This window comes from Psychrobacter sp. 1Y6 (assembly GCF_052258385.2).
Lineage (GTDB): Bacteria > Pseudomonadota > Gammaproteobacteria > Pseudomonadales > Moraxellaceae > Psychrobacter.
In genome coordinates this window covers 1546955-1563206 of sequence record NZ_JBQQEW020000001.1, presented here as the reverse complement: position 1 = coordinate 1563206, position 16252 = coordinate 1546955, and the positions used below count along the sequence as shown (strand labels likewise).

At 43.6% G+C, this 16252-nt stretch carries 14 protein-coding genes; 2 read left to right on the top strand and 12 right to left on the bottom strand.

Features of this window, described 5'->3' with window-relative positions; translation table 11 throughout:
- Positions 1 to 71: 71 nt before the first annotated feature.
- The 4 genes from ACTXGF_RS20285 to yghU form a co-directional block, all read right to left on the bottom strand.
- Positions 72 to 1316, bottom strand: a complete 1245-nt coding sequence (locus ACTXGF_RS20285; RefSeq protein WP_443535273.1) for a DUF819 family protein — start codon at positions 1314 to 1316, stop codon at positions 72 to 74.
- 277 nt (positions 1317 to 1593) lie between these two features.
- Positions 1594 to 3264: a DEAD/DEAH box helicase CsdA gene (gene csdA / locus ACTXGF_RS20280; protein WP_179799169.1), complete on the bottom strand. Its 1671-nt coding sequence runs from the start codon at positions 3262 to 3264 to the stop codon at positions 1594 to 1596.
- Between the two features lie 604 nt (positions 3265 to 3868).
- Positions 3869 to 5164: a DUF1176 domain-containing protein gene (locus ACTXGF_RS20275; protein ID WP_443535272.1), complete on the bottom strand. Its 1296-nt coding sequence runs from the start codon at positions 5162 to 5164 to the stop codon at positions 3869 to 3871.
- A 264-nt stretch (positions 5165 to 5428) separates the two neighbouring features.
- On the bottom strand, positions 5429 to 6250 hold the full coding sequence (yghU, locus tag ACTXGF_RS20270; protein WP_443535270.1) for a glutathione-dependent disulfide-bond oxidoreductase: 822 nt from the start codon (positions 6248 to 6250) through the stop codon (positions 5429 to 5431).
- A 342-nt stretch (positions 6251 to 6592) separates the two neighbouring features.
- Between yghU and ACTXGF_RS20265 the strand changes: the two genes are divergently transcribed.
- Positions 6593 to 7969: a DHA2 family efflux MFS transporter permease subunit gene (locus ACTXGF_RS20265; RefSeq protein WP_443535269.1), complete on the top strand. Its 1377-nt coding sequence runs from the start codon at positions 6593 to 6595 to the stop codon at positions 7967 to 7969.
- Positions 7970 to 8144: 175 nt separating this feature from the next.
- On the opposite strand, the gene bfr (ACTXGF_RS20260) is transcribed toward ACTXGF_RS20265, so the two are convergent.
- The 3 genes from bfr (ACTXGF_RS20260) to ACTXGF_RS20250 form a co-directional block, all read right to left on the bottom strand.
- Positions 8145 to 8624, bottom strand: coding sequence for a bacterioferritin (bfr, locus tag ACTXGF_RS20260; RefSeq protein WP_443535267.1), 480 nt, complete (start codon positions 8622 to 8624; stop codon positions 8145 to 8147).
- 68 nt (positions 8625 to 8692) lie between these two features.
- On the bottom strand, positions 8693 to 9181 hold the full coding sequence (gene bfr, locus ACTXGF_RS20255; protein ID WP_443535266.1) for a bacterioferritin: 489 nt from the start codon (positions 9179 to 9181) through the stop codon (positions 8693 to 8695).
- 360 nt (positions 9182 to 9541) lie between these two features.
- Positions 9542 to 9733 carry a (2Fe-2S)-binding protein gene (locus ACTXGF_RS20250; RefSeq protein ID WP_101205900.1) on the bottom strand — a complete coding sequence of 64 codons (192 nt, stop codon included), beginning with the start codon at positions 9731 to 9733 and terminating at the stop codon, positions 9542 to 9544.
- 388 nt (positions 9734 to 10121) lie between these two features.
- Here ACTXGF_RS20250 and ACTXGF_RS20245 point away from each other — a divergent pair, with 388 nt between their 5' ends.
- A complete protein-coding gene (locus tag ACTXGF_RS20245; RefSeq protein WP_057760261.1) occupies positions 10122 to 10451 on the top strand; it encodes an ArsR/SmtB family transcription factor in 330 nt (109 codons plus the stop codon).
- A gap of 164 nt (positions 10452 to 10615) precedes the next feature.
- Here ACTXGF_RS20245 and ACTXGF_RS20240 read toward each other — a convergent pair whose 3' ends face one another.
- The 5 genes from ACTXGF_RS20240 to ACTXGF_RS20220 form a co-directional block, all read right to left on the bottom strand.
- The gene (locus ACTXGF_RS20240) at positions 10616 to 11338 is read right to left on the bottom strand and encodes a sulfate/molybdate ABC transporter ATP-binding protein (RefSeq protein ID WP_082624600.1); all 723 of its coding nucleotides are present in this window, start codon (positions 11336 to 11338) and stop codon (positions 10616 to 10618) included.
- A gap of 96 nt (positions 11339 to 11434) precedes the next feature.
- Complete coding sequence (gene cysW / locus ACTXGF_RS20235) at positions 11435 to 12385, bottom strand: sulfate ABC transporter permease subunit CysW (protein ID WP_102093573.1); 951 nt, start codon at positions 12383 to 12385, stop codon at positions 11435 to 11437.
- A 1-nt stretch (position 12386) separates the two neighbouring features.
- Positions 12387 to 13271 (bottom strand): sulfate ABC transporter permease subunit CysT, encoded by an 885-nt coding sequence (gene cysT / locus ACTXGF_RS20230; RefSeq protein WP_443535265.1) that lies wholly within the window; start codon positions 13269 to 13271, stop codon positions 12387 to 12389.
- 223 nt (positions 13272 to 13494) lie between these two features.
- Positions 13495 to 14586: a sulfate ABC transporter substrate-binding protein gene (locus ACTXGF_RS20225; RefSeq protein WP_443535263.1), complete on the bottom strand. Its 1092-nt coding sequence runs from the start codon at positions 14584 to 14586 to the stop codon at positions 13495 to 13497.
- 268 nt (positions 14587 to 14854) lie between these two features.
- Positions 14855 to 15982 (bottom strand): sulfate ABC transporter substrate-binding protein, encoded by a 1128-nt coding sequence (locus ACTXGF_RS20220; RefSeq protein ID WP_443535262.1) that lies wholly within the window; start codon positions 15980 to 15982, stop codon positions 14855 to 14857.
- Between the last annotated feature and the right edge of the window lie 270 nt (positions 15983 to 16252).

Here is a 16252-nt window from a genome sequence, read left to right as displayed (position 1 = left end):
TAATAAAAAACCCGCATCAACGCGGGTTTTGTTTAGCAAGAAATGCTATTAAAAGAGTGGTAACTTAGACATTAAGACACAACCAAGCGCATCAGTTGGGTGCTGATATAACCACCAAATGTCCCTACTGCGTAACCTAAAATACCCAAAAACACTCCGACAGGGGCCAGTGATGGATGAAAGGCAGTAGCGACAATCGGGGCTGACGATGCACCGCCTGTATTGGCATTAGAGCCAACTGCCAAAAAGAAAAATGGCGCACGAATGATTCTAGCGACAGCAAATATGATAACGACATGGATGCTCATCCATAGTAAACCGATAAGCAATAGTCGCCACTGTGAGACGATACCAGCCAGATTGATTTGCATACCGATTGCGGCGATTAATACAAAGATAAATACTGTGCCGATTTTTGAGGCGCCAACATGATCTAACCTGCGAATCTTAGTGAATGAAAATATAACGCCTATTAGGGTAATAATTACAACCATCCAAAAGAACGAACTGGCAAAGCTATACTGAACGGCCCAGCTATAAGGCGCAAAGAACTCTGCAATCTGGCCACCGATAAAGTGTGCGACCCCGACCATGGCAAAGCATAAGCCAAACATCACCATCAAATCATTGATGGTTGCTGGGCGGGCATGATCACGCTCATAGCTTTCAACGGCTTTGACTACTTTATCAATGCTACTGGTATCAGCGCGCAAAAAACGGTCTATCTTATCGCTGTGTTTAGCCATCACTAAGATAGCTAGCAGCCACAGTGATGCATTGGTGGTATCGACCAAAATCATCATACCAAACAAATCATCACTGACCCCAAACAGCTCTTTCATCGCTGCTTGGTTGGCCGCGCCGCCTATCCAGCTGCCCGCTACGGCCGAGAACCCACGCCATAACGTATCATCGGTAAACATCGCAGGCGATATCCACTTAGCGACCCCCAAACTGATCGGACCACTGATGACGATAGCAATACTGGCAGCAAAAAACATCGCAATCGCTTTCCAGCCTAAGCCCAATATTTTAGGTACATCCATGGATAAGGTCATCAACAGCAAACTTGCTGGCAGCAAATAAGTCGCAGTAAAGCCATAAATCTGCGAACCAACGCCATCGGCAAACACGCCTAAACTATTTAGAGTTGCTGGTATAAAGCAGCAAAGCACAATACCAGGCAATATGGCATAAAACCGACGCCAAAACTTACCCGGCAAGCCTTGGGTATAAAAAACCAGACCAATAATGGCCATGATGATGCCAAAGGCTAATGGCAAATTATCAATTGCTAAGTTTGAGGTGGCAGGCATCAAGGCGCTCCAAGAGTTACAACGGGCAAAAGTAAATCAGTATAGACAAGGCAAAAAACTCCTGCAAGCAGCCATCGATTATTAGCTAGGATTTGCCGAGTAGTATTTGACAGGATGAATAGCAAGGTAACGGCTAGGCAGGTAAGGACGTAAGCTAATCATGGTGCAATACAAAATAAGTAAACGCAAAAAAGCCAGATAACAAGTATCTGGCTTTTTTAGTGCTATCTTTAAACGATTAATGAATCAATGATTTTAATCGTCAAATATAGCTGTATTACGAGTTGTTACCACGGTTGCCGCCGTTTGGACGACCTTGGCCACGGCTGTCAGAACGACCAGCTGGACGACCTTGGCTGCCGCTTGGACGACCGCGACCAGTTGCAGCACGCTCACCACGTGGAACGCCATTGCTATCACCGCGGCTTGGGCCACCAGTGCGCTTGCCTTGATACGGCTTGCCACCTGAACGCTCATTTGGTTTGCCAGACGTGTCACGTGGCTTACCTTGATAACCGCTGTCGTTGCTAGCGCGTTGACCAGTTGGAGCACTGTCGCTTGAACGACCACGACCTTGACCACCACCGCTAGATTTACCAGCATAGCCACCGCCTGAACGACCACGGCCTTGACCGCCACCGCCGTTAGAACGACCACGACCACGGCCACGACCATTACCTTTGTTTTCGCTAGGTACGTAAGTTTTCTTAGGCTCCATACCTTCGATAACACATACTTCCATTTTGCGATCTAAATAACGGTTGATAGCGTTAAGCTGTGGACGATCATCCATGCTACATAGGCTGATAGCAACACCAGTACGACCAGCACGACCACAACGACCGATACGATGGACGTAATCTTCAGTCTGACGCGGCAAGTCATAGTTGATAACGTGCGAGATAGCTGGGATATCTAGACCACGAGCAGCAACGTCAGTCGCTACTAGGATTTTGACTTTACCATTACGTAAGTCTTGAACGATACGGTTACGCTTGCTCTGTGGCAAGTCACCATGTAGGAAGCTTGCTTTATGGCCCGCTTCTTGTAGCTGTTTAGCCAGTTTTTCAGTGCTACGTTTGGTAGCAGCAAAGATAATGATCTGTTCCATATCTTGTTGGCAAACGATTTTGTCAAGTAAACGGTTTTTGTGATCAAAATCATCACAGTAGTACACTTTTTCTTCGATGTGTGCAGATTCTACTTTGATTGATACGCGCTCAGGGTTCTTAGTGAAGCTGGCAGCGATTTTACCGACTGGGCCATCCCAAGTTGCTGAACACATGATCGTTTGACGATCGATTGGTGCTGCACGAAGGATATCACTGATATCATCAGCAAAACCCATGTCTAGCATACGATCTGCTTCGTCAAGTACCAATACTTCTAGGTTTGACAAATCAACGCGACCTGCATTGATATGGTCAAGTAGACGACCAGGAGTTGCAACGATTACTTGAACGCCCTTTTTCAAAGCAGTGATCTGACCGTTGTATGGTGCGCCGCCAACTAATGGCACACAAAATAGACCGCGCATGTCTTTAGAATAAGTACGAACGCTGTCATGTACTTGCTGAGCAAGTTCACGCGTTGGCGTTAGGATAAGTGCTTTGGTTAGTTTGTCAAAGCTAGTAGCACGGCTCAAACGGTCAAGTACAGGGATAACGAAAGCCGCTGTTTTACCACTACCCGTTTGCGCTGACAATAAAAGGTCACGACCGGCTAGAGCAAAAGGAATGGCTTGTTCTTGAATAGGGGTTGGATTGGTATAGCCACTGCGATCAAGCGCAGTAAGAATTGGCTTAGCAATGCCAAGATCAGTAAAGGTGATTTTGTTTTCTTCAGTGGCGTCAGTAGCAGCCGCTTGAGTATTGTTATCAGTATTTGGAGTGTCAGTGCTTTCGATGATGCCGTTTTCAGCGGCGATTGCAGATAAGATGTCAGTCATAAGAATCCTTGGTAAGTATAAGTTGCTGTAAATTCAGCAAACTTGATGCATACCACTGATAACCGTTCACCACGCTGCTCTTATTAGCATTATCGAGCAATATAAAATTGTCGATAATTAGAAACCAAGCCAATAGAGCTTAGCGTCTTTATAATAAATGCGTTCGTGCTGTCTGACGTATTTTGGTGGTAGTGCCGAGTGTCTTATCCTTGCTTGATATACGCTCATTATCAATGCTTTGTCCAAAGCAGATAAAGGCAAACAGCAACCAATCTAGACCCTAGTTATAGGCCAGTAGATAAGATATGAGTCAAAAATAACGGATATTTTTAAAGGTTATTTAAGTACACAAAATCATCGGCAACAATTACTTATGGTCATCCTAGACCCAAAATCGCAGGCGATGTTATCAATCTCATAATTCACGAAAGCCTAAGCTAACGTGGCGACGCAGTATAGCACAATAAAAAACTATATGTACCTATTTCTTCAATTACTGAGTAAATAAGCACTAACAGTGTTGATAATAAACAAGTTTAGATGTTTTATTTAATGACTAAACCAAAATTTAATAACCAAAGTAAATGAACTATTAGCGATTTATCTATCGTACTACTTTGACTTCTGTGACATAGGTAGGTAGCTGCCATGCCCCGCCCGCCTCGATTAAACGGCAAAGTCCTGTGGTGCTTTCATGACTTTTTTCAAATGCACGGCCCGTCCATAGCCAATCGGTTTTACTCATGCAATCACCGATGCCGCGACCTTTTTGTACAGAGGTAAGCTTGCCTTTATCGTAGCCAGTAGCATTGGTCGTTACCAATGTTGGCTTATAAGGTTTACTATCATTGATCACCCAAACCCCTGCTCCAGCGTTATAAGCGCCTGTCCAGCACTCATGCTGTGCCAACAGTTGTGAGCCATTTAGACGACTGATACGCCAAGGTGATTTGTCTGAAAGATTGGGACAAACACTGTCTGCATCTTTCATTGTGCCTTTTACCAACGATGCCAACTGAGAAGACTTCATTACAAAATTTTTATCATTGCCATCATCAGCCTTGGCACTTGGCACAACAAACCGCAGTACTGGCGCTGCTTTGGGAGGCAATATACCGCCACTAGATTTAACAGCATCGTCATTTTTAATAAAAGCACTGGATGTACCAACGCGACCTTGGAACTCATCGGCTTTTAGCATGGCAGCACTGGCACCTTTGTCAGAGAGCTGCCAACGTGAATTGCGCAAGGCCAACGTAATCTTGCTAGATTTGGTCAAAGCCTCTAATAATGCAGTTACCTGCGCTTGAGTCAGCTCAGCATTACCTGCGGCGGCTGAATACGGCTTAGTCTCGCCATAATCCTTGTCATTAATAAACAACGAGATGCGATGACGGTTACCGAGCTGCATTAAGGCTTTAGACGAGCTGTCCTTTGCCCCGCCAAGCTTTATTTTACCATCCACGCCAGCATTCGCACCTGCACGGCGTACGAGCAATATAGAAACCGGAAACTCGCTGTTATTCTCTGCTTGATAGCCTGCTAGCCGGCACGTACGCGTATTATCGCAGGCAACTTGCCAGTCTTGACTGGTAAACTCAGTCGATGTACTGGACATACTGGTGGTACTGAATAAAGCTGTGCTAAGCGCTGCAAGTACAGGCAGTAATATTTTATTTTTCATCATATAGGTGGGTTGTTCTTTTATTTTTTTAGGTATGTTTTCTGAATGATGCTCTACAGTGATGTTTTTGGGATTTTTATTAGATTGGGCATTACTGTTGTGACTGTCGTCATTATAACTATTATCGTCACAGGTATTAATGCCTGACCTACTAACACCAGTTAAACCAGCGCCTTTTGATAGCGACATATCGTTTATATAATTATTGTCTTTCATAATCATCACCTTTCAGTAGAAGAAGTATAAACACCTGTCTATTGTAATGGTGCTCGGCTATCTTAACGCACTAGTGTTTCTATCTGTTGTACTAATGTATCATTGTGTAAAGATAAAAGAAAGACCTAGCATACATTATATTCATTTTTATGAATATAAATAAAAAGGCTGATAAGCTATTTGCTTATCAGCCTTGCTGCTGTGTTTAAGGTTTATTTATGCTTAAACTGTAGTGCTAGATCTAAACTGTATTGGATACTTAGTTTAGTCGATTGGTTTTAGTTCTAACGCTACTGCACGTTTAACCGCAGGACGTTCAGCGATTTTCTTAGCCCACCGCTGCAAGTGCTTGTAGTCTTCTACTTGTAAAAACTCTGCCGCGTCATAGAGCTTACCTAGTGCCAACTGGCCATACCAAGACCAGACAATCATATCCGCAATGTTGTAATCAGATTCATCATTGCCACACAGGTACTCATGGTCTTTTAGATGCGTATCTAATACATCGAGCTGACGCTTGGTTTCCATCGTATAGCGGTTGATTGGGTACTCTAGAGGTTCAGGCGCATATGCATAAAAGTGACCAAAGCCGCCACCTAAGAAAGGCGCGCTACCCATTTGCCACATAATCCAAGACAGACAATCTGCTCGCGCTTTACCAGTAGCCAGTGGCAGGAACTTATCAAACTTTTCTGCTAGATACATTAAGATTGCGCCCGACTCAAAGAGTGCTATCGGCCCCTCTGCTGTATCAGTAGAATGATCGACCAAAGCTGGAATCTTTGAATTGGGGTTTATCTCTACAAACCCTGAGCCAAACTGCTCACCTTTAGAAATATCGATTTTATAAGCATCATATGCTGCCCCATCAATACCAAGTTCGGCCAGCTCTTCTAATAGTATGTTTACCTTGACACCATTTGGCGTATTTAACGAGTACAGCTGTAACGGAGCTTTGCCAACAGGCAGCTCTTTATCATAGCGCGCTCCAGACGTTGGACTGTTAATACTAGCAAACTTGCCACCGTTGTCTTTATCTTGCGTCCAAACTTTTGGTGGTACGTATTTATTATTATCTTGACTCATAATTTATCCTCGGTTTGTATTTATGACTGCCGCGAGAGTTTACTATAACGAGAACTCGTGACGATATTAAAGTCCTCTCTTGTAATCAATGTTGTGTTTCTACTGCTAGAGTAAAAGAGGATAAGCTATTAGCAGGCATCGAATTTTTTGTTTTATTTCGCCTCTTTAGCTATCTGTTAGCTACCCTTTGCATCGTTGCTCTTATATAAGTTATCTTATATCAGTTACTTTGAGTCACTTTTATTATGAGCCAGGCTTTCTTATACTACTCGGCTTGCATAGTGATCTGCTCGCAAATCCGCTATTTTCTTACTTCATAACGAGACGTTCAATGGGACTCACATGGTAACGCTCACCCCGACTCAAGAGAAATACCTACCTTACGTACTAGCGGTAGCGCTATTTATGCAAATTTTAGACGCTACTATTTTGAACACCTCGTTGCCACAAATGGCGCAGGCACTGGGTGAGTCACCACTAAAAATGCAGTGGGCCGTCATCAGCTATGCATTAACCTTGGCGATTTTTATCCCTATCAGTGGTTTTTTAGCGGATAAGTATGGCACACGCCGCGTATTTTTATCCGCGGTCATCATTTTTTGTGTTGGTTCATTACTGTGCGCGGCGTCGCAAACGTTAGACTTTTTGGTTGCTTCACGTGTGGTACAGGGTATCGGTGGTGCCATGATGACGCCTGTCGCTCGTTTAATATTGGTTAAGTCTTATCCGCGCAATAAGCTGCTTACTGTGATGAATTTTGCTGTGATACCTGCGTTGGTTGCACCGCTGGTCGGTCCAGTATTGGGTGGCTATATCGTGCAATATGCCAGCTGGCATTGGATATTTTTGATAAATATACCGATGGGTGTGGCAGGTTTTATTATGGGTAAAAAACTGGTGCCAGCGCTATATGAAGATACCAAGCGTCTTGATTGGACAGGGTTTGTATTGTTTGCCGCCGCTGCCTGCGGATTCACACTGGCTGTCGAGTTTGGTTCACAGACAGGTCGCGGGATTTATGGGTTGTTGCTTGGGTTAGGCGCAAGTCTATTGATCGGCGCATATGTCTGGCATGCCAAACGGCGAGCAGCTCCCCTGTTTCCACTGAGCTTGTTTGATATCCGCACCTTTCGAATCGGTATTACAGGCAATTTGTTCACGCGGCTTGGTATCAGTGCCGTGCCCTTTTTATTGCCTTTATTACTACAAGTGGTGTTTGAATATTCACCTTCGCAGGCAGGTTGGTTGCTTGCCCCGATTGCAGTGGGTGCTATAGGCATCAAACCTTGGGTTAGCAAGATTATTCAACGGTTTAGCTATCGCAAAGTACTGGTCTACAATACCTTGTTTATGGGTTCGCTTATCATTGTACTAGCGCAGTTTAACGATGCGTCGCAGTGGCTATGGTTTATACCCATCTTGACCGTCATGGGTGCCTGCAACTCTATGCAGTTTAGCGCGATGAATACGATTACGATTGGCGATTTACAGGGGACACAAACCAGTAGTGGTAATAGCTTAATGGCGGTCAATCAGCAGTTAGCGATTAGCTTTGGTATTGCGTTTGGTGCTGCTGTGTTGAATCTACTACGTGAGCGTCTACAGATGGATACACTAGTGGCGTTCCAAACCACTTATTGGATATTGGGAATTTTGACCATTCTCTCGGGGCTGTATTTTTTACGTCTGAAACCTGAGGATGGCCGAGGTTTATACTAGGGCGTGTCTTCAATCGAGATAAGTTTTCTATTGAGTGAGACTTTACGTACGGCACGTCTCTATTCTGTATAGTCGAAATTTTAAAAATATCTTATCTATAAACAGAAAAAAGCCAGTATGCGATTGGATTATCAATCTTATACTGGCTTTTTATTACGACTTACATTAACAAATATTATGCGTCATCATCACTCATTTGCGATTGGATATAGCGCTCTACACCAATGCTCTCAATCAAGTCCTGCTGCGTCTCTAACCAGTCTTCATACTCTTCATTGCCATCTTTTAGCGTGACTAATAGCTGGCGAGAGACATAGTCCGACTTTGTCTCACATAAGGTGACGGCATCAGTAATAATATCGAACTTTTGTCTCTCAAGGCGTAGGTTGCACTCAATGATTTCTGGCACATCTTCACCGACCAATATCTTGCCCAGTTCCTGCAAGTTTGGCAAACCGCCTAACAATAAAATACGAGCGATTAGGTCGTCTGACCATTTCATCTCAGCAATAGATTGCTTATATAATGAGTCATTAAGCGCTTCTAGCCCCCAATGACGTGCAATACGTGCATGCAAAAAATACTGGTTGATGGCAATCAGTGACTGCCCAAGTACTTTGTTTAACGCGCGAATAACTTCTTTATCCCCTGTCATTACCTTTCTCCCTTAATCTCTGTTATTTATGCTAAATACTGTGAATGCTATTCATACGTAGGATGATATCAGACAATATTAGGAGTGACTTCAGCCATTTGGCTTTGTAGGTAATTCGGTAGACCAATCATGTCGATGAGACGGAGCTGCTGCTCAAGCCAGTGCGCATGGTCTTCTTCGGTGTCTTTCAATTGCTCGACCAACATCTCGCGCGTGACATAGTCATGCTCTGCTTCGCAAAGTGCGATACCTTCTTTTAGATGCTTTTGTACTTGATACTCTAAATCTAGGTCAAGCTGCAACATCTCAGGGACAGTCGCACCAATATGGATAGCGTCGACAGACATCTTTGGGGTGCCACTTAACATCAAGATACGGCGAATGATGTTCTGTGCGTGTAGCGTTTCGTCTTCCATTTCATGATGGATACGGTCGTATAACTTGCCATAGTGCCACTCAGCGTACATCTCTGAATGAATAAAATATTGGTCACGAGCGGCAAGCTCACCACCTAGTAAGAAATTCAAATAATCAATGACTTTCTGGCTACCTATCATAACGCGTACTCCCCTATTTATTTTTACCGATCACCATACATCCACAATTTATTATATAAGGATAGCATAATTGGCAAACTGATCAGTAAAAATCAAAATCAATAAAATGGCTTCTAATCTCAGGTAAATATAGTAGCATACAGGCGCAGTATAGGGTGTAACGTTATGAACTAAGAATAAGATGCTAATTGAGAATCATAATTAGCTACAACCAGTATTGATACGTGTTATGTAACATGCTGGCGTTTGAGTGAGATTATATGGACGTTTGCACCCGACCCTTTATGTATAATAAATTTAGATGCAGAATATTGAATATATTTTATCGTATTATATTACAAGGTATATGATTGATAATATTTAAACGGCGTATGCTAGATTATCGAGTTTTGCATGATGTTCGTCTAGGTAGTCATTGACCATCGGCTCGCAGCAGCCACAGCACGTTGCTACATCGAGCGTATCTTTTAGACCATCGAGCGTATCAACACCTGCAGCAATAGCTGCTTTGATTTGCTTTTCTTTTACGTTGTTACAGATACATACGTACATGGATTGGCTCCTCGGAATACCACTATTCGATAATTACGGCATATGACACTTATATAAAAACTTTTGTGATAAGTGTCATTGATAAACGGATAATTTACTGTTTTCTAGCAATGAAAAATTAGTCGTTGAAATCACGTTTATCGCTTGCAGTATAATAACGATAATTATTATCATTTTCAATCACATTCGATATATTTATTCGTCGAGACAGTATCCTTGTATTACAGGCAGTTCATTTATGTAAGTGGATATAAGTGTGCGTGTAACCGAATATTGTCAAAGGTAGTGAATTGACGATGAACTGTAAATTTGCTTATTTTTTAATCGATTTTGTAGATAACTGCTGTTATATTGAACCCCTATTAACGAAGCCCATTGGAATTCACCTATGTCTGATAATAACTTTACGATACGACCTATCGATTTATTCAAAGTCCTATCTGATCCGACACGTCTAAAAATATTTCAAATTCTTTTTAAAAAAGAAGCACGTTGCGTGGGTGATTTGGTAGATATGCTTGACCAGCCACAACCAACGATATCACGCCACCTAAACCACTTGAAAAAATTGGGTATTTTGAGCTGTGTGCGTGACGGTACTTGGATGTGGTATGAGGTCGCTGATGATTTACCAGATTGGTGTCAAGATATCTTAGACATCACCTACGAGCAAATCACTCCTAGAGGAACTAGTAGAGATGTATCGGATCTTGCGTAGATACTATTGTCCGCTTAGATTTTTAGCTCTGTGACTGCGCTTTATAAAGGGCGCTTGAGACAATAAATCTGCGGCAATGCTCCAAACCAAAAAAGACCTACTTTCGTAGGTCTTTTTTTGTTCAACAATTGATTATTCGACCTAAATTGAGCTAGGTCAAATAATTATACAAGATCTAAGAAATCGCTGATAAAGGCGTTGGCTGGCTGGTGTATCAGCTCCTCTGACGTGCCCACCTGCTCTACTCGGCCCTGATTCATCACGACGATCTCATCTGATACCGCACGTGCTTCTTCTTGATCGTGCGTCACCATGATACTGGTGATACCAAGCTCATGGTGGATGTTTTTTAGCCATGTGCGCAGCTCTTTACGGACTTTGGCATCTAGTGCACCAAACGGCTCATCTAGCAGCAGTAGCTTTGGTTTGACAGCAAGTGCACGTGCTAGCGCTATGCGCTGGCGCTGACCACCTGATAGCTGATGCGGATAAGCATTGGCAACTTGTGGTAGCTGTACAAGGTCTAAGAGCTCTGCCACACGCTTATTGATATCAGCTTTGCTCGGGCGTTCGTTTTTTGGTAACAAGGTCAAGCCAAAGGCCACATTGTCCGCGATGTTCTTATGACGAAACAGTGCATAATGCTGAAACATAAAGCCAATATGGCGTTTTTGGACTGGAGTATTGGTCACATCCAGCTCATCGAACAATACCTGTCCAGAGTCAGCATATTCCAGACCCGCGATAATACGTAGCAAGGTAGTCTTACCGCAGCCTGATGGACCTAGTAACGTCGTCAATTTGCCAGTCGGCACCGTGATATTGATATTATCTAAAGCCGTAAAATTGCCGAATTTTTTATTAACGTTGCGAATCTCAATGCTCATAATCGTATCTCTTATTATATCTTTTGTCGTATCGTGGCAAGTAGCTGAGTAGCGACTGCATCAATAGTATTAACATCATTTATCAGATAATGGCAGTTATACCTTACCAGTACTGTCCGCACTCGTCGATTCAGTGGCGGCCGTTGCGTTGGCACTCACTGGTAGTTCAGGTGCGCTGGCAAGCCGCTCAGACTTGGCAAATTTACGTTCTTGTATCTTGGTCATGACTTGCTGAATCAGTAGCGTCACTAAGGCCAATGCAGCCAATATGCTCGATAAGGCAAAGGCAGCGGTAAAGTTATAATCGTTATAGGCAATCTCAACCAATAGCGGCATGGTGTTGGTCTCGCCGCGAATGTGACCAGATACCACACTGACGGCACCAAACTCACCCATCGCGCGGGCATTGGTCAAAATCAAACCATATAGCAGCGCCCATTTGATATTAGGCAATGTCACATGCCAAAACGTCTGCCAACCAGTCGCACCTAATGTTAACGCTGCTTGCTCCTCAGAGTCGCCTTGAGTCTGCATCAATGGGATCAGCTCACGTGCAACAAAAGGAAAGGTCACAAATAGCGTCGCCAAAATGATACCAGGCACCGCATAGATCACTTGGAAACCCATGCTCTCAAGCCAGCCACCGATAGTAGAGTTCAGTCCAAACAGCAGCACAAACATCAAGCCTGCAACCACTGGTGATACCGAAAATGGCAAATCTAGCAAAGTGGTGACCAGCTGCTTACCTTTAAACTGATAGCGCGTAACCAACCATGCAATCGCGATGCCCATTACCATATTAATCGGTAAGACAATGCCTGCCGTAATAAGCGTAAGCTTGATGGCTTGCAAAGCTTCAGGGTCTACTAATGAAGCAATATATAACTGCCAACCATTTTTGAAGGCTTCATAAAACACAGCCAGTAATGGAATGACCAACATGACAATCATAAATAACACTGCAATGGCAATAAAGGTGCGACGTATCCATGGGGTATCTTTGGTCGCGGCGTTGCTTTGGTAGTCGTAGCTATTAGATATTTGCATATTAGCGAGCTCCTACACGGCGCGACAGTTTCCACTGCATGATATTAATGGTCAACAAGATAACAAATGATATGAGTAGCATAAATAGTGCAACCGCAGAAGCCCCTTGAATATCAAACTGCTCAAGCTTACTGATAATGATGAGTGGCAAAATCTCAGACTGCATCGGAATATTACCCGCGATAAAGATAACTGAGCCATACTCGCCTGTGGCACGAGCAAACATCATACCTGCACCCATCAGCAAGGCTGGCAATAACTCCGGCAAAATCACTTTACGAAAAGTCGTCAAACGATTAGCGCCCAATACCGCAGCAGCCTCTTCAAACTCAACTGACAGCTCAGCAAGTACTGGCTGCACCGCGCGGACAATAAAGGGGAAGCTCACCACAACCAGTGCTAGCCAAATACCTATCGGCGTAAAGGCAACTTGAATATCGAACTTGGCAAACCATTGACCGATCAAGCCATTAGGCGCATACAAAGTGGCAAGCGAGATACCTGTAACGGCCGTTGGTAGTGCAAATGGCAAATCCACCAAGGCATTAATCAGTGACTTACCCCAAAACTCATAGCGGACAAGTACCCATGCGACCAATGTGCCAAATACCATATTGGTCAGCATCGCCAAAAACGACATCCATAAGCTTAGCTTGATAGCGGCAGTGACTTGTGGCTGGGTAATGGTTTCCCAAAAGCCAGTCCAACCCATCTGCGTCGTGGTATAGGCCATCATAGCAAACGGTAGTACCACCAATAACGACAAGCTAAAGACAGTAATACCCATGCTCAGACCGAACCCGGGTAGCACATTGCGCTGACGCAAACGGGTCAGCCAACCTTTTTTATTGCCGGGCTTACTGGCATAAGAAGATGTTGCACTCATAGTGATGTCCTATTGCCTAACTGATGGTACTTAGCGAGGGTGCTCACTGTAAGACCATTATTACCATTGTTATCAAAATTATTATTGGTCGGCTTATGATATAAAGGACATAGTGCGTACGACCATGTCCTTTATGGGGTGCTTCATGACTGACTGTACGAATAATTGAGTTAATCCGTTTCAGCGGTTAGCGCAGTAGCTGCTCTAAGCACTCAGCAAGTGATTACTGAGGCGCGTTAATTGCCAATTGGTCAAATACACCGCCATCACTGAAGTAAGTGCTCATGATCTCATCCCACGTACCAAAGGCATCATTCGGGCGGAAAGTCTCAACTGGCGGTAATTTGTCACCGTTTTTGTCAAGCACACTCTTAACGCTAGGACGTAGATATAGATTGGCTGCTAGCTGCTGAGCAGGCTCACTCCATAAGTAATCAAGATACGCTTTGGCAGCGTCTGTAGTGCCTTTTTTATCTGTTACCGTCTTCACAACTGCCACAGGACTTTCTGATTTGATTGAGTATTTTGGATAAACGATGTCTACTTGACCCGCGCCAAAATCAGTCGCTGCAAGGTTGGCTTCGTTTTCAAACGTGACCAACACATCACCAATACCGCGCTGTACGAAAGTCGTTGTCGCGGCACGTCCGCCGTTTTCATAGACTTTGACATTTTTTAGCATGTCTTTTACGTAGCCTTTAGCTTTTGTTTCATCTTTATTAAAAGCATGTAGACCATAACCGTATGCACCTAAGAACGCGTAACGACCGTTACCCGTCACTTTTGGATTGGCCATGACAATCTCAACACCTTCTTTGGTCAAGTCTTCCCAGTCTTTGATATTTTTTGGATTGTCTTTACGTACCAAAAATACGATCGTGCTGGTAAACGGAACCGCGTTGTCTGGGAATTTACTTTCCCAATCTGACTCAACCAAGCCTTTTTTCTCAAGCAGCTCAATATCAGAACCTTGGTTCATGGTAGCAACATCGGCTTGTAGACCATTGGCCACAGACAGTGCTTGCTTACTTGAGCCGCCATGCGACTGCTTGATTAGGATATTGCTGTCTGGATTTTCAGCTTTGTAGTGCTCAACAAACAACGGGTTGTAGTCTTTATAGAAGTCACGTGCCACATCGTATGAGACATTAAGTAGCTCGATATTTTGCCCTTCTGTCGTCGCTGAACCATCAGCTGCGGCCTCAGTAGTCTCACTGTTGCTACAGCCAGCTAGACCAAGAGTCAAAGCAACGCCAGCAATACTCAAGGCACTAAGAGTTTTACTTTTCTGTTGATAACGAGCTACGTCTGTCATAAATACCTCAAAGATGTCTGTTGTGTAATGCAAGTATGCTAACAGCGCCATCTTATTATGTTTAATGATGAATATGCGTATGTTATTGCCAAAAGGGAATAACCAGCAAACAAAGCCAGACATATCAATAAGTTGTTAAAAGAATCTATATGTATAACTGACTGTTTGTTTATTGATGGTTTTAATACTGGCATGTGCTCTATCTATCTTGTCCGCGTTTCATTGAAAGCAGCTAAGGTAGATAGCTATATAAACTGAGAATTAACGACTACTTCGTGGTTGCCAGCTGATCAAAACGGCCGCCATCTACAAAGAAAGCATCCATAACCTCTGCCCATGAGCCAAACACTGCCACAGGTTCAAACGTCTCAATATCAGGCAAAGTATCTTTATGAGCAGCTAAAATTTGCTCATCACTTGGACGCATATACATTTTTGCCATGAGCTCTTGGGCAGGCTTATCCCATAAACCTTTCAGATAAGCATTAGCTGCTTCTGTCTTACCAGATTTTTCAGTCACTGCCGTTATGACCGCTACTGGGTTGGCAATCGTAATCGAATAGCTCGGATATACGATGTCAACGTTACCCTTTGCAAATTGTTGGGCAGTCAAATGTGCTTCGTTTTCGGTCGTGATCAGCACATCACCCAAACCACGCTGAGTAAAACTGGTCGTTGCAGCGCGTGCGCCATTGTCATAAGTGACCACGTTTGCCAGCAACTTCTTGATAAAATCATTGGTTTTTACAGGGTTTTCATTACTGCTTTCTTTGAATTGGTGCAAGCCATAACCATAGGCACCCAAAAAGGCATAACGCGCTGTACCACTGGTTTTCGGGTTCGGGATGACCACATCGATATCATTACGGGCCAAATCTGACCAGTCTTTGATATTTTTTGGATTACCAGCGCGAACCAGTAATACCATGGTGCTGGTGTACGGCACGGCATTATTTGGTAGTGCTTGCTGCCAGTCAGCAGCGACCAAGCCTTTTTCCACCAATAGATTCATGTCGCTCTCTTGGTTAAAGGTCACCACATCCGCTTGCAAACCGTTGGCAACAGAGAGCGCCTGCTTACTAGAGCCGCCATGTGACTGATTGATATTTACTTTGCTATTTGGGTGAGTCTTCTGGTAGTCGGTACTGAATAAGGTGTTATAGTCTTTATAAAAATCGCGAGACACATCATAGGAAACGTTGAGTAGATTAATATTCTGTGTCCCGCCACTGGCATTATTTGCCGCGTCATCTTGCGTCGCTTCTGTTGGACTGCAGCCTGTCATTATCATCGCTGCTGCGAGCATGCCGCTGGTGGCAAGTACACGCGCTTTTACAGGCTTATTATTAGTTGATTGAATGCTAGCAATGCTGATTTGTTGGAATTTTTTTTGCATGATGCTCTCGATAAAAGTATTAGAAGCGTTTTGTCAAAATCTTGACCATCATCACAGAGCCTACAATCTTCTGATTTCGGTTGTCGGGATGATGCAGGCTATGCTAGCAGCATAAATAGCAAACGCTTAGTGACGAATTAGCTTATCGACTAGTGAAGTTGGCATAAGTGATAGGAGCAATCGTTTTGCATTATTAAGAATAAAATGAGTTGAATAGTTGCTGGCAGGTTTATTGAGTAGACTATGATTTGGGTAGGCTGTACCATTATT

Coding starts and splice junctions, on each gene's coding strand:
- ACTXGF_RS20285 (WP_443535273.1), bottom strand. CDS start 1,316: ATGCCTGCCACCTCAAACTTAGCAATTGATAATTTGCCATTAGCCTTT.
- csdA (WP_179799169.1), bottom strand. CDS start 3,264: ATGACTGACATCTTATCTGCAATCGCCGCTGAAAACGGCATCATCGAA.
- ACTXGF_RS20275 (WP_443535272.1), bottom strand. CDS start 5,164: ATGAAAGACAATAATTATATAAACGATATGTCGCTATCAAAAGGCGCT.
- yghU (WP_443535270.1), bottom strand. CDS start 6,250: ATGAGTCAAGATAATAATAAATACGTACCACCAAAAGTTTGGACGCAA.
- ACTXGF_RS20265 (WP_443535269.1), top strand. CDS start 6,593: ATGGTAACGCTCACCCCGACTCAAGAGAAATACCTACCTTACGTACTA.
- bfr (WP_443535267.1), bottom strand. CDS start 8,624: ATGACAGGGGATAAAGAAGTTATTCGCGCGTTAAACAAAGTACTTGGG.
- bfr (WP_443535266.1), bottom strand. CDS start 9,181: ATGATAGGTAGCCAGAAAGTCATTGATTATTTGAATTTCTTACTAGGT.
- ACTXGF_RS20250 (WP_101205900.1), bottom strand. CDS start 9,733: ATGTACGTATGTATCTGTAACAACGTAAAAGAAAAGCAAATCAAAGCA.
- ACTXGF_RS20245 (WP_057760261.1), top strand. CDS start 10,122: ATGTCTGATAATAACTTTACGATACGACCTATCGATTTATTCAAAGTC.
- ACTXGF_RS20240 (WP_082624600.1), bottom strand. CDS start 11,338: ATGAGCATTGAGATTCGCAACGTTAATAAAAAATTCGGCAATTTTACG.
- cysW (WP_102093573.1), bottom strand. CDS start 12,385: ATGCAAATATCTAATAGCTACGACTACCAAAGCAACGCCGCGACCAAA.
- cysT (WP_443535265.1), bottom strand. CDS start 13,271: ATGAGTGCAACATCTTCTTATGCCAGTAAGCCCGGCAATAAAAAAGGT.
- ACTXGF_RS20225 (WP_443535263.1), bottom strand. CDS start 14,586: ATGACAGACGTAGCTCGTTATCAACAGAAAAGTAAAACTCTTAGTGCC.
- ACTXGF_RS20220 (WP_443535262.1), bottom strand. CDS start 15,982: ATGCAAAAAAAATTCCAACAAATCAGCATTGCTAGCATTCAATCAACT.